The sequence below is a fragment of the Brevibacillus sp. HB1.4B genome (assembly GCF_013284285.1).
GTDB classification, from domain to species: Bacteria; Bacillota; Bacilli; order Brevibacillales; family Brevibacillaceae; genus Brevibacillus; species Brevibacillus porteri.
Window position 1 is genome coordinate 145,429 of record NZ_JABSUT010000009.1, and the last position, 23,135, is coordinate 168,563.

Here is a 23,135-nt window from a genome sequence, read left to right on the forward strand (position 1 = left end):
AAATGTTATTTCTGAAAATTAGATGAATTCCATCTCTTTTTTCCATTTTCTAGCGCTGCATAGAATGGAAAAAATTTTGTGCACGCTATTGATTTTGGCTGTCTTTTCACGTAGGATAAAATGTAATATATTGGCAAAAACACCCCCTGGAAGGATGAATGTGATTAGATGTCTGTGACACTTCGTGAAGTAACCCTGGAAAACTGGGAAGAGTGTATTGAACTGGAACCTACTCCTGAACAGAGTGAGTTTGTTGCCCCGAACCTCTACTCCATAGCCGAAGCAAAGTTTCAAACTACATTTGTCCCTTTGGCCATATACCATGAGGACACGATGGTTGGCTTTGTCATGTATGGGCTTGACCCTGACGATGGAAACTACTGGATTTACAGACTCTTAGTTGATGCCAACTATCAACGCCAAGGCTACGGACGTGCTGCGATTTCGCAAGTCATTGATATACTGAAAGCAAAAGACGATTGTCAAAAAATTGTCATTGGTTATGCTCCAGCCAATGTCGCAGCCGAAAACCTTTACGCTTCACTCGGATTTCAAAAAAATGGCATGGTTCTGTTTGGCGAGACGATTGCAGAATTGAACTTTTAAGCCAGCTATTTTCGTTCCCCGAAAATGAAACAGCGGCGACCTAAGACCTAAAAATCAAGTCTTAGACTCGCCGCTGTTTGAATTGTTTTCCGTATATGAAAAAAGCACACCTTCCATGTGTCTGTAAACATCATGGTTAGTGTGCATTCGTTTTTAATATGGTGCCGGTGAAGGGACTTGAACCCCCACGGTTTCCCTCACGATTTTGAGTCGCGCGCGTCTGCCATTCCGCCACACCGGCATGTGAAACTATGAAAAAATAGCACATCATCAATATAAAATCAATGGTGGGGAGAGACGGATTCGAACCGCCGAACCCGGAGGGAGCAGATTTACAGTCTGCCGTGTTTAGCCACTTCACTATCTCCCCACAATATGTGCTGTCTTTCTTCTGCGTTTACTTTCTTCAACCAGAAGCGACATTTATTAATTTACCATGAACTTTGTTTGACGTCAATATATTTATTTGGATTGACTCTCTTTTTTCGCCAAAATCTCCTGTGCCCACTCGTGGAAGACGCGCAGTGCCTCGTCTACTTCTTGAAATATTGCTTCTTCCTCACAGGAGTATTCCGGGAAGTCAAGTATGCGGTTTTTACGAATCTTCACTTGCTCTTCTTCGCATTTTATCTCCAAGAAGTAGGGAACGGCTTCATCTATTCCATAGCTGTTTTCTAAAAACTCGTAGGTACGTACCCACTCCAGAATTCGAACTTCCGATGCCTTTAAACGAAGCACCTGCTCCAAGGACATAATGGTTTCATTCCCGTAGTAATACATGTTATTCAGCCCTTCTGCATGAAAATGGACGGAGCCGTGACTCCGCCCTGTTATTGATGTGATAGATTAGATCGAGGAAAGTAGCTCTCTCAGTTCTTTGACAATCACTTGCTGGTAGCCAGTACCTTCTCCATATTGCTCGAGCATTTCGGCACGTGCCACTTTGATCTTGTCTTCATAATCTGGGGCGTTTCGATCCGGGTTTTGCTGTTTAAACGCCGTCATGACAGCTTGGACATGCTTCGGTCTCGGTCCCCATTTTGCCAGAACATGCCCGCCTGTGTCCGCAAAAATAACAACAGGGATCGCCCGACCGCCCATCGTGAGAAACTCATCCATGAGATCGAGGTGTTCTTCCATCACCATAATTTCCACGGGCATGTCTGTTTCTTTCAAAGCATGCAAGACGACTGGCAAGTTGCGAACGACGTCGCCACACCAGTCCGCAGCCAAAATCAAGCATCTGAGGTCATCACGATGCTGGAGCGAAGCAAAAAACGCACGGTCTTGTTCATCCGTCCATGAAAATGCATCCGACCAATTTTGGTATGTATCCTGATTCTTTGTCATGCTTTCCACAAACGCCTGTGGCTTGAGCCCCGTACGGAATTTATGTGCTACGTTTGCCCCCATCTTTTCTCCTCCTTTTGTATCGCTCGCCTATTCTTGGTTTTTATTTGCTGCTTCGTTTGCTTCCTTCTCTTGATTAGCCAGCTCCATCATTTTTTGCAACAAGATATGCTGTGGCATGTGCATGAGACGCTCCAAAGGTACCTGAAGAGCTTCCGACAGCTTGACAGCCGTCTCTGGTGATATTTGTAATGGACGCATGTCATTTTTGCCCCTTTCCCTTGCTTTTATCAGTCCCTTCAGTATAATACACAGCCGTTAAACCTGCCAGCATACAAGTCTGGTACTCTGAAGCCTTTAAATAACAAGCTAACATCATTGATTAAAATGACATTAGCTTGCTAGGCAGCAGATGAAATTAGGAGTTTACGAATCCCACTAGATGAAAAAGTCGTTTATTTGGTCTGCATTCTTGCCTATTTGCCAAATAAGCATCCCCAGTATCACGTATTTGAATAAGACCAGCCTTTTCCTGGCTCGAATTTTGGGGGCAGAGAAAGCCCAATCTTTTCTTGGTTATCAGTCACATGGCTGTCATCCCCACCAGTTACACATCGTCATCAAGTACTTTGTGACATGTTGGCTCTACTGAACCACTTTTGACCCATTTACTCACCTCTCAACTCCTCATAAAAAATGAAAAAAGAGCCACACGAAGGGACTCTCTCTCATAAACCCAATATTCCGCACATGGAAAAGGACGAGCTATGGCTTTTGCTTAGTGAGGATGCATGGTACACCTAAGCCGATCGCGCCGGGCTGGGACATCTGTTCCAGATATGCCAACCCTCGTGCACATTGCTGCTTGCATACTTGACATGTATGGGACGTTACGATTTTCAACTGTACTTGATTGGGGTGCTGTCGCGAATTCTTCTTTTTGATCTTTTTGCCCTTGGCCATCCGTTTTCCTCCCTTTGCCCTAGATCACTCCAGTCTATGAAGGAGAACAACCCCGCTCTTTAGGCAAACATACAAAATCAAGATATTCACTTGCAAAATGGGCCTTGTCATACGTGTCTACAAATAGAAAAAGTCGCCGGAGAATTCTCTCCAAGCGACTTATGAGCCTTCCCTATGGCTTTGGACTTAGCAACTGGCGCAGTTCTAGCTCCAGTGTAGGAGCATCAACCATTCCGATTATCTTCTTTCGTACAATTCCATCTGTGTCAATCAAGTAAGTAGTTGGAAATGCCATCACCTTGTAACGGTTCGACACAGTACCAGCTACGTCCATTGGTATCGGAAATGTCAGCTTGTAGGTAGTGACAAAGGCCATAGCTGTTTCCGGGCTGTCATTGCTCGTGACGTTCACGCCATAGAGATCAACCTGTCCACCATATTTTTCGTAGACTTTTTGTAAATCTGGCGCCTCCAGCTTGCATGGTCCACACCAGGAAGCCCAAAAGTTCAAGACTACTGGTTTTGCCCTTTTTCCTTCTACCTTGTACGTCTGCTGGTCTAGTCCTGTCAGTGTAAAATGAGGAGCCGCAAAGCCAACTTCCGGTTTTTGAACCTCTGCTACGATTGCGGCCGTTTCTTGAGGCTTTTCCCAAACAGCAAGTCCGACCCCCAATAATACGAGCACCGCGAGCAACAGCTTTTTCATTTTGTCACCTCTGCCCTACTGAGTTAGAATCCCGTAAAGCCTCCGTACATTTGAATAAGAACGCGTGTAATATCCGTCAGTTTATCTGTATACAGAAGAATACCAAACAAAATCATAATGGCTCCTCCGATTTTCATAAACATGTCGGAATACTTCACAATCGCGTTCACCTTACTGATGAAGAACGTCATGACAAAAAATGGAATGGCGAATCCGAGCGTATACGCCAATGTGTAGGCCAAGGCGCTTGCAGGATTGGAAACACCCATGACGATAATGCCAGAAAGAATAGGTCCCACACAAGGTGTCCATCCAGCTGCATACGTCATTCCCACCAGTATGGACCCAGTATACCCCAATGGCCTCGATTTTAAATCGATTTTAAAAGAACGCATCATCCAATCCATTTTAAACACGCCAAGCATAACCAAACCAATGATAGCAAGCAAAATACCGCCCAGTTGACGAATCAAGTCCTGTTGGTCAGTGAACAAGCTTCCGATCCAAGATGTAGACAGCCCGAGCGCAACGAAAATGATCGAAAACCCGACTATGAAGAAAAAGGTATGCAAGAAGGCTTGCTTGCGAAAAACAGCTCTCCCTTTCTTCACTTCATCAACCGTAACCCCAGTTATGTAAGACAAAAAGGAAGGATAAAGCGGCAGGCAGCAAGGGGAAATAAAAGAGAGAAAACCTGCTGCAAAAGCCAAAAACACAGTAATATCGCCAGTCATATGTACCTCCGGTGGGTATTTTATCCACTATCTTCTCATTGTATCGAATCTTTTCCCCCTTCAAAAGTAGCAATGACACTTTGTCTTAAAACCGTGACAATTTACTTTACATAATATTCATTATGTCTTAAAACTCAGCACAAAACGTAACAATTGGATGGATAGATCTAGTCCACTTTAGAAAATAGATCAGATTTGTGACAAATGTGACATGTATCTTTCTCGGAAGACATGTAGATGATGAGCAGCATGCCCAAGGATAAAATAGACGAGTGCAGTTGCAGTTGTCTTGTCCTGAATAATCACGCCCGAACGACTCAACTCTTCTTCTGTAAGCCCTTTTACCAGTGCTCGAGTAGAAGAGCGCACAGTCCGATACTCCTCGAGAAGATCAACAAGCGGTCGACGGTCAAAATTCGTACGACTGACGTACATGTCCTGATGCCTAGGCAAGGGTGTCTTATCTCCGCGGGAAGCACACAGCAAGCGATAGCCCATGATTCGCTCTGTATCCATAATATGGCCGAGAACTTCCTTTCCACTCCATTTATCTTCCTGATAACGGAACATGCTCTGTTCCTCCCCGCAAGATCGAAAGCATGCAAGTATTTCTTCCTCCTGAGCGCAAAGCAACTCATTCAGATTCCCTTCAGGTGCGATTTTGATATAGGTTTCAAACTGCGCAGGATAATCACCAGACTGTGGTTTGCGGAAGCACAAAGGAATACACCCCCTTTTGGAATAGTGAGACGAATACTTCCATTGTACACAAAAAAGAGGCGGATGTACTCCGCCCCTTCTCTGCTATTCTTTTTTACTGAATAGTGACTTTGCCGCCATCTTGAAGCAGTGTTTGCCCTTTTACCACGATCTTATCGCCGGCAGACAAGCCTTTCAAAATTTCGATCGTATCACTAGAGGATTTCCCTGTAGTGACCTCGACTTGTTTTGCAATGTCACCTTCCAGCTTAAATACATACTGTTTACCATCGCGATCAAAGACCGCACCGCGCGTTACCACGATCGATTTTGCTCCACTTTCCCCAACCGTTGGGAAGGTTACATTCACTACCATATCGGACTTCAGCTCATTGGATGGGTTTGGAATCGTAATCTCCACTGGATATGCCTTGAGTTGCGTATCCATTACAGGACTCATCGCCGTTACTTTGGCATCAATCGTTTTTCCTGTCGATTGTACGTTTACTTTTACGGTAGTTCCTACTTTTATTTTTGTGATGTCTGCTTCTGACAGATTCGCTTTTACCAGAAGTGGATTCGTGTTAACGACAACTACAACCGGCTGCTGACCTGCCATTTGACCAACTGCGCCGCTTACGCTGGAAATATATCCATTGATCGGAGACGTCACAGTCGCATTCGCTAATTGCTCACGAGCATTTTGCAGACTTACTTGCGCTTGCTGTACAGAGGCTTCGGAAACTTGCACACTTGTTTTTTGTCCCGCAGATTGCACTCCCTGCTGCGCGTTATCATAAGAGGTCTGTGCCGTTGTCAGTTGAGAATTTGCCTGCTCCATCTGCTGAGCGGAAATCGCTCCTTGTGAAAAGAGCTGTTGCATCCGCTGCTGGTTTACTTTCGCATCCTGAAGTGCGGTTTCTGCCTGCTTCAGGCTATTTTTCGCTTGAACCAAGCCTTGATCAGAGCTGCTGCCTGCTTGGTTTAAGCTCGCTTTTGATACGTTGTAGGCTGCTTCTGCTTGTTTGACACTGTTCACCAGATCTTTTTCATCGAGCTTGAACAATACTTGACCTTTTGTCACGTATTGGCCCAGTTTCACTGGCAGGGAAGAAATTTTCCCACCCATTTTCGGGGAGACTTGCACTTCCTCACTCGGTGCCAGCTTTGCCGTGAGACCAGAATCGGATACCACCGTTCCCGTTGCAACAGTTTCAATCTGTACAGGGGTTGACGCTTCCACTGTTTCCGTAGGCGGCGTTTCCGCTTGCGGGCTGGAGCACCCTGCCACTAGCGAGATGGCCAGTAGTGCCAAAATGACGGGTTTTTTATTTAGTTTCATGTATGTCCCTCCTCTTCCCACAAACGTCTTACGATTCCAAAGCGGGATTGATTGTCTTTTGTTTCTTAGCAAGTTTCTTTTCGAGTTTCAACTTTTTCTTCAAGCGTCTCTTTTTCCCTAAATCATCAAACCAGGAAGCAACGACAGGAACCAGAACCAGTGTAATCAGTGTAGAGAATCCGAGACCGAAAATAACCGTCACGGCCATTGGTGCATTCGTCTCAGATCCGGCACCGCCAGAGAATGCGAGCGGTCCAATCGCCAGAATGGTGGTGAGTGTCGTCATCAAAATCGGACGAAGACGAATCGGTCCAGCATGCAGGATCGCATCATACAGCTCCATGCCTTTTGCACGCAATTGGTTCACGTAGTCGATCAATACAATCGCGTTGTTCACGACCAGACCGATCAACAAAATGTACCCGATCAAAACCCCAACGCTGATCGTTGTGCCTGTCGCCAATAGTCCAAGCAGAACGCCTGTAACGGTCGGTGGCACGGAGAACATGATGATAAATGGGGTGTAGAGCGATTCAAACTGCGCTGCCATTACCATATAGAGAAGCACAACTGACAGTACAATCGCGAGAGCAAGGCTAGTGAATGATTCCATCATTTCTTCACTTTGCCCGCCAAAATCGACTGTGTAGCCGTCTGGGAGATTCAGTTTCGAGATTTTCTCTTGCACTTCCCGTGTGACAGAGCTCAGGTCACGCCCTGCCAAATCACTCGTTACTTGAACTTCACGGCTGGAGTTGGCACGGTTAATCGAAACCGGCACGTCTACTTTACTGATAGTCGCAACTGAGGTCAGCGCGATCTGTGCTCCACCTGGAGCGGAAATACGCATATTGTTCAAGAAGTTTATATCTTCCTGAAACTCTTTCGGCAGCTTGAGGTTGACGTCAATCTCGTCATCACCTGTACGATAATACGTTACCGTTTGACCTTGGAAGGAAGTGCGAACACTGGAGAGAATTTGTCCAGTCGTCAAGCCGTACAAGCTCGCTTTCCCAGCATCGATCTTCACTTCCAGCTCTTGTCTTGATTCTTCCAAGCTGGTTGTTACGTTACTCGTACCAGCTACCTTCTCAATTTCACCTTTAATGATACCACTAATGTCTTTCAATACGGCCAGATCATCCCCGCTAACCTTTAGTTGGATTGGGGAACCTGTAGTCATACCAGATGGTGCGCTTACCTTGATTTCAGGTCCAGCAATATCTTTCAGCTTTTCCTGGAGATCCATTACAACTTCATTGGAGGAACGTGTGCGCTGGTCGAGATCTACCAGCATCAGGCTGATCGTTCCCTGATTGGATGACAAGGTGCTCGCTATCGGTGATGCATTGCTACCAACCGAAGTCGCAACAATTTTCTTCTCCGGAACCGTGTTGACAATTTCTTCTACTTGTCGGGTAACTTTTTCAGTTTCAGCCAGAACGGTACCATTTGGCATTTTGATGGAGACATTTACTTGACCTTGGTCCATGGCCGGGATAAACTCTGCCCCGATCAATGGAGTTAATGCGAGAGAGCCCACCATCATAACCACCGAAGAAATCATGACCGTTTTACGATGGCCCAATGACCATTTTAACAATCTTTGGTAGCCTTTTTCTACTTTGCTAAATCCAATGTTAAACCACGTAACAGGATTGATTCCACGATAGTTCTCATGATGTGTATGCGACGGAATTTTGTTCAAAATTCTCGAACTCAGCATCGGCACGAGCAAAATAGAGAATACAAGCGCCGCAATATGTGAGTAAACAACCGTCAATGCAAGTGGTCCAAACAACTCAGAGGCAATACCTTCTGTGAGGGCAATCGGCAAGAATACGCAAATTTGCGCCAAAGCCGAAGCCATAACTGCCGTTCCTACTTCTTTGGAACCATCCAAGGCGGCTTCCATCATGCCTTTTCCCTGTTCTCGATGGCGGAAAACATTCTCGAGCATAACAACTGCAAAGTCAATCAATGATCCTAATCCCAATGTCAAACCGGAGAGGGAAATCAGGTTGATCGTCTGTCCAGTCATGTACATCAGCAAGAACGTAGCAACGATCGATACTGGAAGAACGATGACCGCAATGACCATGGATCGCAAGCTGCCCAAGAAGAAGAACAGCAAGATCATACCGATACCGCCACCCAACAGGGCATGTTCAGCGGTGGTGTAAACGGAATCCTTAATGTAGATGGATGTATCCAGAGTCGTAATGATTTCTACGCCTTCTGGCAGCTCGCTTTTGATTTTCTCCAGCTCAGCTTTTACGTCATCTGCTACCTCAATGGTATTTCCGCCTGAAGCTTTTGTCACTTTAATCCCCAAGCTAGGTGTTCCATTTACGTAACTCATTTGCGTTACATCTTGATGCGTGTCTTTTACTTCGGCAATATCGCTGAGCCTGATGGAGTTTCCACCGACAGAGATTGGTGTCAGCGCGATTTGTTCGACATCAGCAAACTCACCTTGTACACGGATGTTGAGCTTGGCGTCACCCTCGCGTACCGCTCCACCGGAACCTGACATGTTGCTGGTTTGGAGGGCTTGCTGAACTTGGTCAAGTGACAGTCCGTACGCCGCTAGTTTGGCTGGGTCGACTGTAACATCGATGATCCGGCTTTGTCCGCCGCTGATGGAAGCAGATGCGACACCATCAATACGCTCCAGGCGTGATTGGATCATATCCTCTGCCATCTTTTTCAATTTGTTGATATCTTGCTCACCCGTCACCGCAAACTCAATGATCGGTGTACTGTTCGGGTCAATGCGCAGTACGCGTGGCGCTCTAGCTGAGTCAGGCAAAGAGCCACGAACCTGATCTACCTTCTCCCGCATGTCGAGAGTCGCCTGATCAAGGTCTGTCCCCCAGTTAAACATGAGGATAACCTGCGAAGCGCCTTCCATCGATACCGATTGTATACTATCTAAATCGGATACCGTTGCAAGTGCGTCTTCGATCGGCTTCGTTACCAGTTTTTCTACCTCACTCGGAGATCCGCCGTCAACGGATGTAACCACGACAGCAACCGGGAAGTTAAGATCCGGCATGAGATCAATCGACAAGCGAGGCAGTGAAACGAAACCAAAAATCATCATGGCCAGAGTCAACATAATCATGGTGACCGGGCGTTTAATCGATAGTTCAGAAAGATTCAATCCACTCACCTCTTCTTTATATATCTGCTAATTCTTTGTGAGTAATAGTTCGCATGACGAAATGAATAAGGTGAACCTCGTAGTAGCATTTCGTTTAACGAAATATCAAGGGATGAAACAAACCATTTTTAAACGGTTTGTGAATTTCCCCATTTCACATCTCGCTGTTGGTATACACGCTCTGTCAGTGACACCCACACAACTCGTCGATCTGATTGGTCTCGGAACCTGCGTACCAGTTTTTCCTGCTCCAACCGATTAATGAGACCGGAAGTTGTGCTGTATGAAAGACCGACAGTCTTACTTATGTCCCCCATCGTTTTTGGCCCATTTCCAAGCTGCTCCAGAATCAAGACCTGTTGCCAAGTTACATCGCTTGTATCCAGCTCTTGCTCAGAAATCGTGGTAAACAAAACACTGGCTTCTTGCAGGAGTTTTGCCAACTGAATCAGTTCTTTCATGAGAACCTCCCTTGCCATCCTTACTTAACCACTTCACACCCATAACTAATCGTTTATTTCCCAAAAATAATTCTACTGAAATGTATATGTAGTGAAGTCTACCCAGGGGTAGATTTCTGACAGGGATTTATCTATCTGGAGATAGACGACAACGCATGCTAGAATGAAGTTAAGTGATTATTCGGCAGAGAAAGAAGGACTTCTCATTGTTGAAGATAATGATGAAAGCCATACAAAAACGTTTACTAATCATGTGGTTTTCCATCTTAATTGTATTAGCTTTGCTTCCTGATTCATTTAAACGGGAAACTCCGTTGCAATTTTCTCTTACCATTGTACTATTTATTTGTTACCTTGTGGTATTTTGGACTTCCAAGAAAAAATGGAAGCCTTTCCAATTCGAGTTAGTGACAGTCGTGCTTGGAATTGTCTCGTTACTAAAATCCCTCATCTTGGGTGGAGAGGGCTTCGGCTTGATGCTCCCACTCGCTGTTTTTATCGGTTTTCACATTCATGGACGCCGTGCATTGGCTTATGCTACTTTTTTTGGTACGTGCAGTACGCTTTTTTTATATTTTGAAGAAAGCCTGAAATTCACGCACATCATCTCTTATATCCTTACGTATGTGGGTTGCTATATCGGCGCACGTGGCTATCGGATTCAAACTGAAGCGTACGAAACCAACCAACAGCACCTGGAGCAGTTGCAAAAAGCACATACAGAGTTGCAAGAGGCGCACTTACAACTTCAAGAAGCAGCACTTCACTCCCTTCAAGTAGCGGTTCTGGAGGAACGAACGAGAATTGCCCGTGATATTCACGATGCATTGGGCCATAGTTTGACTTCACTCATTGTCCAGCTACATGCCTTGAAGTATATGTTGCAAGATGGACCTGACAACGCACAAGAAGCCGTGCGCAACATGCTTGGTGTTGCCAAGCAAAGTCTGGAGGATATTCGCACGTCTGTCCATACATTGGCCCTGGATAAAACCTCCTTGGGGCTTACGCCTCTGCGAGCTCTCTTATCGCAGGCTCAAAAGCATACAGGAATAAAAATGGAGTTGATATGCTCCGATCTGGACATTCCGCTCTCTCAAGAAATGACGATAACGTTTTATCGAATTTTGCAAGAAGCGATCACCAATTCACTACGTCATTCTGACGCAAAAGAAATTCTCGTCATCATTGAACAAAAGAAGGACATCCTTTTGTTGTCCATTCGAGACGATGGAAGCATCACGAGCGACCAAAAAATCAAACCTGGCTTTGGCCTAACTGGCATATCTGAACGAATTCAGTTATTGAACGGAACTCTCGCGTATCGCATTCGAGAGCCTCACGGATTCCAACTCGATTTCAGCTTTCCGATTCGCCAGACTGAACCTGAAAGGAGCATGCGAACATGACCGGTAAACAAAAAGAAGGAGCCATTCGCGTGGTCCTAGTAGATGACCAAACCATGATTCGCCAAGGGTTGGGTTATGTCATTCAAATGCAATCCGATATGGAAGTAATTGGGGAAGCTTCCGATGGCGTGGAAGCTGTTGAACTGATTGGCGCCCTCGCACCTGATGTCGTTTTGATGGATGTTCAGATGCCCAACAAATCTGGCATTGAGGCCACAAAAGAAATCATGCAGCAGCATCCTCGCACAAAGGTATTGATTCTTACCACCTTTGACAATCACAATTATGTGGTGGAAGGGATTCGTGCTGGAGCTGTCGGTTATATGCTAAAGGATGCCGACTCTCAGGAAATGCTTGACCTCATTCGCAGAGCCCATCAGGGAGAAGCCCTCTTCCACACCGTGACAGCTGCAAAAGCCCTTGCCGAAGCTCTGCTAGGTCAACGTGAGACACCTGATTCGACTACCTCTTCCCAATCAGTCTTGCTAGATGAATTGACGGATCGAGAGTTAGATGTACTTCAACAGATCGCAGATGGCTATCGAAATGATCAGATTGCGCAAAACTTGTTTATATCAGAAGGCACTGTAAAAACACACGTGCATCGGATTTTGCAAAAAATGGGTGTCGAGGATCGTACCCAGGCAGTGGCCAAAGCTCTACGGCACAAAATCGTGAAATAAATCAGACAGTTTTAGGCAGGAGGACTAAGTGGAATCAAGTTTCCATCCTCCTGCTTTATGCTGATAGAAAACCCTCCGACCAGCTGTGCGCTGGACATCGCTTCAAATACAGCAGCAGCCGCTTTCTTTGTATCGATCACCCGGCAAATGACTGCCAACGTCCTCTCGCTGTCTTCCCCACCGTCGCTGTGGCCATTCCCTGTCTTTCCCAAGCATTCGTCTAACAGCTGTTCGATCAAATAGCGCATCTCAATCTCTGACTCACACAAATGGGGAAAGCGAATGATCATCGGATGGAAATCGTTCTCTTTCATGACCTGATATCCTTGTTCTTTCATCTCTTCTGCCCAGTTCTGCAAAACTTCGTCAGGCCTTCCCTCGATCTGTTCTGCTACTACAGCAAAATAGTCACCAATTTCCCCTACATTTCCGTAATGAACGGTGTAAAGATGCTCCGTTTCCTCATACCAAACTTCCCAGTAGCTCCACCTCGTTTCGTTTCTTTTCAGCATCCGAATCACCGTTGTTCAACTCCGTTCAAATTGTAACCGTTTTGTAAATTATTCCACTGATCGACACGCCTTGACAACAACTTACAAAGAGATTGATTCGAAAGACTTGCAACTTTTTCGCGAATAGGACCATCTACTCAATCGAACATAAAAAAAGACGGATATCCGATCCGTCTACAGTCACAATCCTTTTTTGTTTTTTTAGGAAATGGAAAGAGGTAAACGAATCTCAAAACGAGCTCCTTTTAGTTTCGGAGAGTTTTCCGCATAGAGTTCGCCACCGTGATCCGCGATGATTCGTTGTGTCGTAGACAATCCTAACCCCGTTCCCTCTTGTTTGGTCGTATAAAAAGGAACGAATAAATTTTGGAGGCAAGAATCTGATAGACCGGGTCCGTTGTCTTCCACAACAATGATCACTTGATTGAGAGATGAGTACACTTTCACTTGAACGAGGTTGCCTTGGGTCATCAAAGCTTCAAGGGCATTTTTCAAGATGTTCAAGATGGCTTGCTTGATTCGCGAACGATGACCAAACACATGCCACTCGCCTTGTGCAATGTCCAGCTCTAGCTTGATTCCTCTTCGATTCGCTTCTGGCTCCAGTAAACGAATGACTCCATGTAACTCATCCATCACTAAGAAACGTTCCGATACGATTTTATCATCCCTGTACCGGGCCAAAACAAGGACATCGTTCAATAACCCATCAATGCGTTCAATTTCCGTTAAGATGACTGAAAAATAAGATTCACTACGATTTGCTTCCCCTTGCTCCCGCAACAACTGAATGAAGCCCTTGATGGCTGTCAGTGGATTCCGAATCTCATGCGCCATCCCAGCAGCCAGCTGCCCAACGGCTGCCAGTGCTTCTCGCTTGCTCAATTCTTCTTCGTACTTTTTGCTTTCCGTAACATTCCGAAGAACGGCGATCGCTCCCCACATCTCTCCACCGTAATAAATGGGGCTCGTACTCACTGTCGTCCATTTGCCTCTGTATTCCGCAACATAATGGCCGGACTGCCCGCGTTCAATTACCCACTGAACAAAACGCTCGCTTATATGCGGGCGGAGGGCATGATCAATGTTTTGACCAATGAGTTGATTCCGATCTACGCCAAATAAATGACAGACGGCGTAATTCGCTTCAATGACTCTTAACTGGCGATCGATCATCAAGACGGCAATATCGCTGGATTGCAGAACCAATTGAACAAGCTCCTGTTCAGCGAGCATTGTAACATCTTCTCCTTTGGCCGAAGTTGCAGGAGAAGTTTGTGTTTTTTCAACTGGAAATTGATGCGAATTTTTGTTAAAGACATCGTCCATTTGATGCAAAATGTAGTCCATCGATTGATAGAGACGAATCTGTCCTTGCAAAAGCTCTACTCGCTCCATTTCCGTCGTGGCAAGAGAAAATGAGTTGATATTCATTTCTTCCATAATAACGTCGCGACACTTGCGCAAAAATTGCTGTAAATACGTAAGATTCATTCCGAGTAACGAAAATTTATACGCAATTTCGCTCAATTCTCGTTCGAATGCATACGTGTCGATTACATTTACTACTTCAATCCATTTCGTGATTTGCTGAACAAACAAAGCCTCTGTATTTTCGCGGTCTTCTAGAAGCAAAGCAGAGTAATGATGATCTGAAAGAAAGGAAAACGTCTTGGCCACCGCCGCAGGGACCAAATGAGTAAGATACTTACTTATTCGATTTTTCAAAACACTCTGGCTCCTTTTCTCCGTGCTTCATTGAGGCTATTTTCCCAAGTATGTATAGGCTCTATTATGGACGTAAATGAGACAAGATGTAAAGCGGCTTGATGATATCCTCGTGCAGAGAATGACACCATCCAATCTGGTTCTCTTCTTATCCTTACAGACAAACAATCTCGGCTAGCATCCTATTATCGCGCGTTATCTATTACCTTTTTCGGACCCTTCACCTCCTGATCACGTTTGACTGAAACCGCTTTCCCAACATTTTCTATCATATCACGATCGAGCATAAAATGGTAAAGGATGTTTATTATTCAATTATCCAAAAAGCATTTGCCCCCGCAGAGACAAATGCTTTCGCTTTATGAATGGGATTTGACAGCGTAATTGCGCAAATCCGATTTTACCGGGCTATTTGGGTTGGTTCCTGTATGCGCGCGCTTGAAAGCTTCGCTTTCTGTCCAATTTTTAAACGATTCCTCATCTGTCCATTTCGTAAAAACGATGTATTCGTCACCTTCCGTTGGTGCCAGGAAAAGGAACTCCAAAAAACCCGGAACCTCCTTCATCCGTTCTCCCCCATTACCAAATGCGCGTTCCAAATGGGATTGGTAGTCTGCTGGTACAGTCAGTCTGTTCATGGATACATACATGATGGTCACACATCCTTTTCATTGGGTTCATCTACCAACTCCCATTATACTACTACTTTTGGTGAAAAACCTAATAACCGCAAACGCTATTCGCGCCTGCGGTTGATTTGTTGCTCGAGCATGATATCCATCAAGAGTGTATCTTGCAATGGATCTTTGGGGTCTAGCGTCAGAAGCGCAGCGACAGCGGCCATCGCGCATCGAACGGATTGGTAGGAATAAAAGGCATCTCGCTCCGATTCGCTGAACAAAGATAAATCCGATCGTTCTTGGGCCGGGTATGGGAAGTCAGTCTCGACACCAGCACGATCCAGAACAATGAGTGCCTGTTTAATCGCAATCAATGCCGCACTGACACTAATGCCGTATTCTTGGCGAAGATCCTCCCACACCTGAAATGCAGATTTCTCTACCCTTTCCTGATTGGGGCGCGTAATGATTCCTGTTTTACGCCCTTCTTTCAATAACCAATCCACAAAAATATCATTGCGTGGAGGAAAAGCGTATACTTGCAGCTTCATTTCCATTTCTGTCGGGTAATCCTTGGCAAAACGCGCGTGAGCCATTGACATTTCGTAGCGCCGCGATGGATGCCCAGGAACAGTGACAAATACCGTATCTTGTCGCACTGCTGCGATCTGCAGCTTGGTTCTTGCGGGTATCCTGCCTTGAGGTGCCTTTTCCCTGCGAATATTGCCAGGAATCAACTCTACTCCGAATTGATGGTACTCCAACGGTGAATCTATCCAGGGGATGGGCTCTCTCGACTGTATTTCGTATAGCCCGTTAAACGTCACCCATTCACCCGGGCGGCGCTGGCTGCGAACCAAAACAGCATGAACTTCCTTTTCTGGTGGCAATTCCGTATCTTGATCCTCCGGTGGGGGATGCATTCGCTTGTGTTCGATAAGAATGCAATCGGTCATGAACAATCGCTCGAGCAATTCCCGTTTGCTCACCCATTCATATCCGATACGGTAAATCCGATTTTTCATCGGCTTCACCTCCTTTTGATCACCAATATTGCATCATCCTGGTTTGTTTCTATTACCCTACCATATGTAATCGTCGCTTTGTCCGTGCTAACGAGATCGTACAATTCGCTGTAGCGCTTGCGCAGCTTCTTCAGGTGAATCGGCCTGGCTGATCGCACTGATAATCGCGACTCCATCGGCCCCGGCAGCAAGCACTTCAGCAGCATTTTCCAAGGTAATGCCACCAATCCCGACGATAGGCAAGTCATGACCGACTGCCTTACGGATCTCCTCTAGCCCATCTGGTCCGATTGGCTCGCCTGCATCTGCCTTGGAACGGGTAGCGAACATCGCTCCTACACCAATACAATCAACGCCACCGTTCTGGGCAGTGAGCGCCTCTTCGACCGTACCTGCCGAAACACCGATGTACATCTCGGAGCCGACTTTAGCCCGTACCTCCGACAAAGCCATATCATCTTGCCCGACATGAACGCCGTCTGCCTGCAAGCGAATCGCCAGATCTACATCGTCATTCACAAAAAATACGGAATCATGGTCACGGCATAGCTGTTGCAGTTGTCTGCCCAGCTCATATCGTTCCTCAGCGGTCAGCTTGCTTCCTTTATCACGCAACTGAAGCGTGCCTACTCCTCCACGCAATGCTGCTTCCACAATTTGCACAGTCTTTTCGTTGGAATACCCGCAGTCCTGCGTACCAACGACAAAGTAGACACCCATCTTTTCCCGAAGTCTTTGTATATCTCGCATGCTTTATTTTCCCTCCCAACGATCCAATGCCTCTCGATAAGCGCTGGCTGCTGACTTGGCATCAGTTGCATCGGTGATCCCCGATAAGACAGCAATGCCCGCACAACCTGCTTTCAAAACTTGCGCCGTCCGATCCGGTGTGACGCCACCGAGTCCGATGATCGGTGTATCCCATCGTGCTGTTATCTGCGCAAGTTCTGTTGTTCCTCTTGGCGCAAGACCTGGCTTCGAACCACTCGCAAAAATATGCCCGTAGAGCAAATAATCGACTTGTGCGGCAATGGCTTGCTGTGCTTCCTCCACGGAATGGACGGAACGCCCTATTTTTTGACCTTTCTTCAGCACCATTCTCGCTTCCGCAGGAGACAGACTATGGTATGCCAGGTGAGCACCGGCACAACCTGACGCAGCAACCACGTCCACCCGATCATTCACGATCAAGGCCGAAAGGGGGGTGACATTCGCCAATGCCTTTACCCAGTCCATGCATTCCTTTGCGGTACGCTGCTTTTCCCGTATGTGTAAAAAGTTCATACCACCTGCATAAGCAGCTTCTGCCATTCGCAATGCCTCATCGAGCGAATGCCGACCGCTCGTAATCACATGCAGCTCACGAGTGCTCGACATCAGGTTGGACACCGCCTCCAGCGAGTGCTGTCACACACTCCTGTAGCCATTGCGTCGTTCGGTCTTCTTTGTCCGTCGGCGACTGAGCCAACAGCTCAACCACGAGCCGACGCAAGAAAAATGCCTGCTGCACGGTAAGTGGAAAGGTAATATTTTTCGGTTTGGCTTCCTGTTTCTCCAATGTCTCCACACCCGCCAGCAAAATATCACCGATGGACTCCACGAGTTCGTGAACCTGCTCATTTTGCTTCAAATCGTCATAGCAGCCATCATATAGTCTGCACAAAAGTAAAAACGCCTGTGACGACAAGGTCACCGGCTGTACATTCTGCATCGGTTCCGTCATACGTTTCCCTCCACTCACTAGAAAAAAACAAAATCTATTATATCACATCATGACCTGTATCAATGAAGAAAACCGCTGATTGCTCAGCGGTCTTTTGAAGTTCCTTCATTTCGATCATTATGGTTCGATTGTCGTAAATTTGTGTTGCGATCTTTTTCATCCAGCGTTTTGCCACGGTTTTTTCCGAGGTCCTTGCTGTTGTTGTTCTTTCCCAATTGATTCACCTCCTAAGTCGTTCATAGGATAGCGTAACCAATTCGGGTCACTTTATTAGCTGGTTGCGAGTAGTCTCTTACGTTTGTAGATCGCGTATCCGATGGCGAACGGTACACGCCACCCGAGCAAAAAGGCCAACGTAATGAAATAAGTCACACCTGCAAAAATAAGCGTAGTCGGTACACCTGTCCACCAGGAGCGGATCAGTAAGCCAATTGGTGCAGCTACTGTCCACGTAATCAGTGCAGATAACAATTGTCGGCCCGCAGATTCATACGTTCGCTGTCCGTAGCTCTTGAAAAGCAGAATCGCGATGATCCATCCCACCAGGAAAGGGGCTAATGTTTCGATAATCCCCATGACCGTGACAGGGTAGCTATGAATGATTTTTCCGTAATAAACAAAAAGCACAAAGGCGATCAGATCCCCGAGCAACAATAAATAGCCCGGTGGCGACAAACGCAGTCTCATGTATACCCTCTTTTCCGGGTCTTGTCAGAGTAAACCCTCTTGGTTCACCCCTATTGTACACATGCGCTGAACGCCCTTCAATCAATCCAAGCCTTTATTCACCAAACAGCAACAATTGCAGCTTTTGCTTGACTTCTGGCCATTCACAGTCAAGTATGCTGAAGTATACCGAGTCGCGAATGTATCCATCTGGCAACACCATATGATTGCGCAGGACTCCTTCTCGAATGCCACCGATTCGGGCAATGGCACGTTGCGAATTCAAATTGCGCGAATCTGTTTTGAGCTGTACGCGTATACACCCCAATTGTTCGAAGCAGTGACGCAAGAGAAGCCATTTACATTCTGTATTGACGCCCGTTTTCCAGACGGATGGGGTCAGCCATGTAAACCCGATTTCCAATCCGCGATCCTTTTTCGCTATCCCTAAAAATCTCGTGCTCCCGATGATCTGCCCATCTGCTTGGCGAATGATGACGAATGGTAATTCTGTTTGGGCTTGTTCATTTTCTAAAGCTTGCAGAATAAAAGCCTGAGCATCTTCTCTCGTTCGAATGGTAACGGACATATGCGGCCAAATCTCTTTGTATGCGCCTGCTTCCCAGATTCCATCCACATGTGTCATTCTGAGCGGCTCCAATCGGACCAGCTTGCCTTCTAAGATAACAGGTTCAATGTTTAACATGTCTGTCTCTCCTCTACTGTTCTGCTTCATCCATCAAGCAGAACAGTTTCCCGAAATTTTTCCAATGATACGGGCTCGCGAGGACACTGTCAAGACAAATAGTAGGGTGTTACGCTTCTTCACTGATAATGACTTGCTTCCCTCTGCGCTTTAAGAAGAGAGGGATCAGCAACCACAGAAGCGCACAAACCAGAAAAGCAGCGGAAAGCGGCTTCGTGAAGAAGATCGAGAAGTCGCCATTCGAGGTGGTCAACGCTCTTCTCATGTTATTTTCAATCATCGGTCCCAACACAAGGCCGAGGACGAGCGGCGCCAGTGGAAAATCGTTTTTCGTCAGGAAATAGCCAGCTACGCCACAAATCACGAGCAAAATCAAATCAAACGTACTGATTTGCACAGCGTACACACCGAAAACGGAAATCGCGATAATGAGCGGAATCAAGAAATGGGACGGTGTTTCAATGATTTTGGCAAACACTTTCACTAATGGCATGTTCAAAATCAACAGCATGACATTTCCGATAAACATACTGGCAATCAAGCCCCAGGCAATCTGCGGATGATCACTGAATAATAGCGGCCCCGGTTGTACGTTATACATCAATAATGCACCCATTAAAATTGCAGTGGTACCGGACCCTGGAATACCCAACGTCAATAGTGGAATCATCGCACCGCCAGAAGCAGCATTGTTTGCAGACTCCGGTGCTGCTACCCCTGCAATCGCTCCTTTTCCAAAGCGGCTAGGATCTTTGCTCAGCTTTTTCTCAAAAATATACGAGAAGAAGGATGCGAGGGTAGCGCCAGCACCAGGCAAAACACCAATGAAAAACCCGAGCAATGAGCCGCGTGTAATCGGTCCGGCACTTTCTTTTAGGTCTTGTTTGGAAGGCAGTACCCGCCCCACTTTAATAATTTCCTTTGTGGATTGATCGTCTTCGATAATCGTCTTGAACACTTCTCCAAGGGCAAACAACCCAACTGCTATCGTGAGGAACTCCAAGCCTTGGTACAAATCGGGAATATCGTAGGTAAACCGAGCCACACCTGAAACGGTATCCATCCCAATTGTCGCAAGCAAGAGTCCCATGACTGTCATAATAAGGGCTTTGGTCATCGATTTCCCCCCCAGTCCGCTGACCGCACACAAGCCGAGAAGCATGAGGGAGAAATATTCAGCAGGGCCGAATTTCAAAGCAAGATCGGATAATGGATCAGCCAAAAACACAAGAGCAATCAATGCCACGAGCCCTGCGACAAAAGAACCAATCGCTGCAATCGACAACGCTGCGCCAGCACGTCCCTGTTTGGCCATCTGATAGCCGTCCAATGTCGTAACGACTGAAGAGGATTCACCCGGCGTATTTAACAAAATGGATGTTGTGGAACCACCGTACATCGCGCCATAGTAAACGCCTGCCAACAAAATCAGTGCGCTAGCCGCTGCACTTTCAGGAGGTAAGCCAGAAGTCAAAGAAGCCGTAACGGGCATCAATAACGCCACTCCGCTCATTGGACCGATGCCAGGAAGGACCCCTACCGCAGTACCGATCAGGACGCCAATAAAGGCAAAGACAAGATTATGCCACTGTAAGGCAACGAGAAAACCATCCGCCAAAAATTGCAATGCACTCATGCTAATCTATCCCCTCCCTAGACGCCTAGCCAGGCAGGTAGTCCTGGAAGCGTACCTTTTAGCAAATGCACATAGATGACATAAACGCCTACTGAAAACAGTAAGGAAACGATTCCTGATTTAAGAATGTTTTTACTTCCCATCATAGTGAAGGCGTACAGAAGGAAAGCGAAGCTCGAGATGACATAACCGAGTTGCTCCAACACCAATACATACAAGACTGTCGCTGCCAAAATGAATAAAAACCGCTTGTATCGCAGTGGACTCTGTGACTCGGATGAGGAAGCTGCCACGCCCTTCTTGTAGGTCTCCCACAACAGTCGCAAGCTCAACAAGATCAGGATGACGCCAAGCCCAAATGGAAACATATTCGGTCCGACCTGACTTCCGTAAGCACTAGACGAAATATTCCGACTTTCAGCAATGAAGAGTGCACCTACTAGCGCAAAAAACAGGCTACCGATACGATCAAACATCAGGTTCATGTATACCTCCTACGGTGTGGAAAAAGGAGGGGATGCCCCTCCTCTCCCTACTTCGACATACCAAGTGATGTCAACAGTTCTTTGACCTGCTTATCTTGTTCGTCCAGGAATGCTGAGAAAGCAGCAGCGTCCTTGTACTCACTTTCCCAACCGTTTGCAGCCAATTCTTTTGTCCATGTCTCATGCGTGGAAAGTTCTTTCAGCTTTGCATCCCAGTAAGCTTTTGCGTCTGCTGGCATATCAGCCGGACCGAAGACACCGCGCCAAATCGTGAACGTCGCATCAATGCCTTGCTCTTTTAACGTCGGGATATCTTTCAATTGGCCTCCGAGACGTTCATCAGAAGTAACGCCCAGTACGCGGATTTTACCTGCTTTCAGATATTCACCTACGCTGGAAGCATCTGTTGCAATGATATCTGCATTACCTCCCAACAAGGCTGCCATTGCTTCTCCGCCGCCATCATACGAGACGTATTTGACGCTTTTTGGATCAATTCCAAATTTAGCTGCTGGCAATACCCCGATCAGATGATCCATCGATCCTGGCGCAGAGCCCCCTGCCAGTGTAATTTTGCTGGGATCAGCCTTGATCGCGTCCAGCACGCTCTTGATGTCCTTGTGAGGTGAATCCGCTTTCACAACGAGGGTGCCGAAATCTTTCGTCATTTGCGCCAATGGTGTGACATTTTTGTAGCCAAATGGGCTGTTCCCCTCTTTTTTGTTATTGTTAATCAAAATAGGAGGAGAGCTAACGAATAATTTATAAGGATTGCCTTTGTCTTTGCTTACATATTCAGCCAAGAACACGGTTCCCCCACCACCCGGCTTGTTTTCTACCGTGATGGTTTCCGTAACCAGCTTGCTTTCCGCCAACACCTTTGCTACCGAGCGAGCTGTCTTATCCCAGCCCCCACCTGCACCGGATGGAGCTACATACACGATCGGCTTTTCTGGGTATTTGGATGCCTCTGCGGCAGGCTGCGGCGCTTGCGCTGGTTGTGCTCCTGGACTTGCTGTTCCCGTATTTCCAGTACCTCCACCACAAGCAGCCAATGCTAGTGTAAGAAAAGTGGACACTGTGATTAGCACTTTTTTTCTTTTCATCAAACAAATATCCCCCTTAACCCGCTTATTTGTAAGCGCTATCACGCTTGAACATAATGTACCACCGCGGTAGCTAGGGGAATAGTTTTCGTGCATAAGGTCTATTTTGAAAATTAATCACTTTTTGTTCATATTGTTCATGGAACATTATGGAAGATAGCGATATTTTCTTTCCGGTCTGCCAACTGTGCCATAAATCAATTCAGCACGCGCTTTTTTTTCCAGGACCAAGTATTCTAAATACCGTCGTGCCGTTGTTCGACTGGTTCCAATCTCGCGGCCAATTTCCTCCGCCGAGACCCCCTTGTCTCCCGTCTGTCTGATCGCCTCGATCACTTTTTCCAAAGTTAAGTGGTCAATTCCTTTTGGTGCAAGGGCATCTCGATTTTTCGGGGCGACCAGCCTTCTGGTCAGCATTTGGTCAATCACTTCCTGGTCCACCTCGACCGCTTCCCTCGTCCGAATGACGTGCTCCCGATAGCTTTCTAACCGTTCACGAAAACGTTCGAAAACCAGCGGCTTGACGATGTAATCGAATACTCCGCCTCGCAGCGCTTCCTGTACCATTTCCATTTCCTTGGCTGCGGTGATCATGATCACGTCTACTTCGCGGTAATGTTGCCGAATAAACCAGACCAGCTCTGTTCCCAACATGTCAGGCAAGTACACATCCAACAAAACGAGTTGAGGGCGGGTATAAGAAAGCAATTCTTTAGCATCCGTCCCATTCGTTGCTGTAGCAATAACTTCAAAACCTTCAATCTTGCTGACAAATCGTTTGTTGATATCGATAATCCGCATATCGTCTT

At 46.5% G+C, this 23,135-nt stretch carries 27 protein-coding genes and 2 tRNA genes; 3 read left to right on the forward strand and 26 right to left on the reverse strand.

Annotated elements, in window-relative coordinates:
* The first annotated feature begins 168 nt into the window (after nt 1-168).
* Complete coding sequence (gene edeQ, locus HP398_RS21340) at nt 169-606, forward strand: edeine self-resistance N-acetyltransferase EdeQ (RefSeq protein ID WP_069844795.1); 438 nt, start codon at nt 169-171, stop codon at nt 604-606.
* Nucleotides 607-765: 159 nt separating this feature from the next.
* Here edeQ and HP398_RS21345 read toward each other — a convergent pair.
* The 12 genes from HP398_RS21345 to HP398_RS21400 form a co-directional block, all read right to left on the reverse strand.
* Nucleotides 766-847: transfer RNA gene (locus HP398_RS21345), tRNA-Leu, on the reverse strand.
* Between the two features lie 44 nt (nt 848-891).
* A tRNA-Tyr gene (locus HP398_RS21350) sits at nt 892-976 on the reverse strand.
* A 92-nt stretch (nt 977-1,068) separates the two neighbouring features.
* Nucleotides 1,069-1,386 carry a hypothetical protein gene (locus tag HP398_RS21355; RefSeq protein WP_173623578.1) on the reverse strand — a complete coding sequence of 106 codons (318 nt, stop codon included), beginning with the start codon at nt 1,384-1,386 and terminating at the stop codon, nt 1,069-1,071.
* Nucleotides 1,387-1,452: 66 nt separating this feature from the next.
* Nucleotides 1,453-2,019, reverse strand: coding sequence for a thioredoxin family protein (locus HP398_RS21360; RefSeq protein ID WP_017249078.1), 567 nt, complete (start codon nt 2,017-2,019; stop codon nt 1,453-1,455).
* A 27-nt stretch (nt 2,020-2,046) separates the two neighbouring features.
* Complete coding sequence (locus HP398_RS21365; protein ID WP_017249079.1) at nt 2,047-2,217, reverse strand: YycC family protein; 171 nt, start codon at nt 2,215-2,217, stop codon at nt 2,047-2,049.
* A gap of 504 nt (nt 2,218-2,721) precedes the next feature.
* On the reverse strand, nt 2,722-2,919 hold the full coding sequence (locus tag HP398_RS21370) for a hypothetical protein (RefSeq protein WP_069844792.1): 198 nt from the start codon (nt 2,917-2,919) through the stop codon (nt 2,722-2,724).
* A gap of 172 nt (nt 2,920-3,091) precedes the next feature.
* Nucleotides 3,092-3,625: a TlpA family protein disulfide reductase gene (locus tag HP398_RS21375; protein WP_017249081.1), complete on the reverse strand. Its 534-nt coding sequence runs from the start codon at nt 3,623-3,625 to the stop codon at nt 3,092-3,094.
* Nucleotides 3,626-3,648: 23 nt separating this feature from the next.
* Nucleotides 3,649-4,359 carry a cytochrome c biogenesis CcdA family protein gene (locus tag HP398_RS21380; RefSeq protein ID WP_173623579.1) on the reverse strand — a complete coding sequence of 237 codons (711 nt, stop codon included), beginning with the start codon at nt 4,357-4,359 and terminating at the stop codon, nt 3,649-3,651.
* Nucleotides 4,360-4,548: 189 nt separating this feature from the next.
* Nucleotides 4,549-5,079: a DinB family protein gene (locus HP398_RS21385; RefSeq protein WP_173623580.1), complete on the reverse strand. Its 531-nt coding sequence runs from the start codon at nt 5,077-5,079 to the stop codon at nt 4,549-4,551.
* A gap of 94 nt (nt 5,080-5,173) precedes the next feature.
* Nucleotides 5,174-6,400: an efflux RND transporter periplasmic adaptor subunit gene (locus HP398_RS21390; protein ID WP_017249084.1), complete on the reverse strand. Its 1,227-nt coding sequence runs from the start codon at nt 6,398-6,400 to the stop codon at nt 5,174-5,176.
* 28 nt (nt 6,401-6,428) lie between these two features.
* Nucleotides 6,429-9,566 (reverse strand): efflux RND transporter permease subunit, encoded by a 3,138-nt coding sequence (locus tag HP398_RS21395; RefSeq protein ID WP_173623581.1) that lies wholly within the window; start codon nt 9,564-9,566, stop codon nt 6,429-6,431.
* Nucleotides 9,567-9,694: 128 nt separating this feature from the next.
* Complete coding sequence (locus HP398_RS21400; RefSeq protein ID WP_017249086.1) at nt 9,695-10,045, reverse strand: MarR family winged helix-turn-helix transcriptional regulator; 351 nt, start codon at nt 10,043-10,045, stop codon at nt 9,695-9,697.
* Between the two features lie 155 nt (nt 10,046-10,200).
* On the opposite strand from HP398_RS21400, the gene HP398_RS21405 reads away from it, so the two are divergent.
* Together HP398_RS21405 and HP398_RS21410 are read left to right on the forward strand one after the other, a co-directional pair.
* Nucleotides 10,201-11,436: a sensor histidine kinase gene (locus HP398_RS21405; RefSeq protein WP_069844787.1), complete on the forward strand. Its 1,236-nt coding sequence runs from the start codon at nt 10,201-10,203 to the stop codon at nt 11,434-11,436.
* Nucleotides 11,433-12,119: a response regulator gene (locus HP398_RS21410; protein WP_017249088.1), complete on the forward strand. Its 687-nt coding sequence runs from the start codon at nt 11,433-11,435 to the stop codon at nt 12,117-12,119. The genes HP398_RS21405 and HP398_RS21410 overlap by 4 nt, the downstream gene beginning before the upstream one ends.
* Nucleotides 12,120-12,130: 11 nt before the next feature.
* Here HP398_RS21410 and HP398_RS21415 read toward each other — a convergent pair whose 3' ends face one another.
* From HP398_RS21415 to HP398_RS21480, 14 genes are all read right to left on the reverse strand, one after another.
* Nucleotides 12,131-12,640, reverse strand: coding sequence for a hypothetical protein (locus HP398_RS21415; protein WP_017249089.1), 510 nt, complete (start codon nt 12,638-12,640; stop codon nt 12,131-12,133).
* Nucleotides 12,641-12,832: 192 nt separating this feature from the next.
* Nucleotides 12,833-14,359, reverse strand: a complete 1,527-nt coding sequence (locus tag HP398_RS21420) for a two-component system sensor histidine kinase NtrB (protein ID WP_173623582.1) — start codon at nt 14,357-14,359, stop codon at nt 12,833-12,835.
* Nucleotides 14,360-14,718: 359 nt separating this feature from the next.
* On the reverse strand, nt 14,719-14,997 hold the full coding sequence (locus HP398_RS21425) for an antibiotic biosynthesis monooxygenase family protein (protein WP_235617487.1): 279 nt from the start codon (nt 14,995-14,997) through the stop codon (nt 14,719-14,721).
* 98 nt (nt 14,998-15,095) lie between these two features.
* Nucleotides 15,096-16,004, reverse strand: a complete 909-nt coding sequence (locus tag HP398_RS21430; protein ID WP_026043125.1) for a hypothetical protein — start codon at nt 16,002-16,004, stop codon at nt 15,096-15,098.
* An 87-nt stretch (nt 16,005-16,091) separates the two neighbouring features.
* Nucleotides 16,092-16,754 carry a thiamine phosphate synthase gene (thiE, locus tag HP398_RS21435; RefSeq protein WP_017249093.1) on the reverse strand — a complete coding sequence of 221 codons (663 nt, stop codon included), beginning with the start codon at nt 16,752-16,754 and terminating at the stop codon, nt 16,092-16,094.
* Between the two features lie 3 nt (nt 16,755-16,757).
* Entirely contained in the window at nt 16,758-17,381 is a 624-nt protein-coding gene (locus HP398_RS21440) for a thiamine phosphate synthase (protein WP_173623583.1), read from the reverse strand.
* The gene (locus tag HP398_RS21445; protein WP_106833256.1) at nt 17,365-17,727 is read right to left on the reverse strand and encodes a hypothetical protein; all 363 of its coding nucleotides are present in this window, start codon (nt 17,725-17,727) and stop codon (nt 17,365-17,367) included. The genes HP398_RS21440 and HP398_RS21445 overlap by 17 nt, the downstream gene beginning before the upstream one ends.
* 37 nt (nt 17,728-17,764) lie before the next feature.
* Nucleotides 17,765-17,902 (reverse strand): hypothetical protein, encoded by a 138-nt coding sequence (locus HP398_RS21450; protein ID WP_173623584.1) that lies wholly within the window; start codon nt 17,900-17,902, stop codon nt 17,765-17,767.
* Between the two features lie 95 nt (nt 17,903-17,997).
* Nucleotides 17,998-18,414 (reverse strand): DUF3054 domain-containing protein, encoded by a 417-nt coding sequence (locus HP398_RS21455; protein ID WP_173623585.1) that lies wholly within the window; start codon nt 18,412-18,414, stop codon nt 17,998-18,000.
* Nucleotides 18,415-18,508: 94 nt separating this feature from the next.
* A complete protein-coding gene (locus tag HP398_RS21460) occupies nt 18,509-19,099 on the reverse strand; it encodes a GNAT family N-acetyltransferase (protein WP_173623586.1) in 591 nt (196 codons plus the stop codon).
* Between the two features lie 109 nt (nt 19,100-19,208).
* Nucleotides 19,209-20,735 (reverse strand): tripartite tricarboxylate transporter permease, encoded by a 1,527-nt coding sequence (locus tag HP398_RS21465; RefSeq protein WP_017249099.1) that lies wholly within the window; start codon nt 20,733-20,735, stop codon nt 19,209-19,211.
* A 17-nt stretch (nt 20,736-20,752) separates the two neighbouring features.
* Nucleotides 20,753-21,220 carry a tripartite tricarboxylate transporter TctB family protein gene (locus HP398_RS21470; RefSeq protein WP_017249100.1) on the reverse strand — a complete coding sequence of 156 codons (468 nt, stop codon included), beginning with the start codon at nt 21,218-21,220 and terminating at the stop codon, nt 20,753-20,755.
* Between the two features lie 47 nt (nt 21,221-21,267).
* A complete protein-coding gene (locus tag HP398_RS21475) occupies nt 21,268-22,326 on the reverse strand; it encodes a tripartite tricarboxylate transporter substrate binding protein (RefSeq protein WP_173623587.1) in 1,059 nt (352 codons plus the stop codon).
* 147 nt (nt 22,327-22,473) lie between these two features.
* Nucleotides 22,474-23,127 (reverse strand): response regulator, encoded by a 654-nt coding sequence (locus HP398_RS21480; RefSeq protein ID WP_069201640.1) that lies wholly within the window; start codon nt 23,125-23,127, stop codon nt 22,474-22,476.
* Nucleotides 23,128-23,135 lie beyond the last annotated feature (8 nt).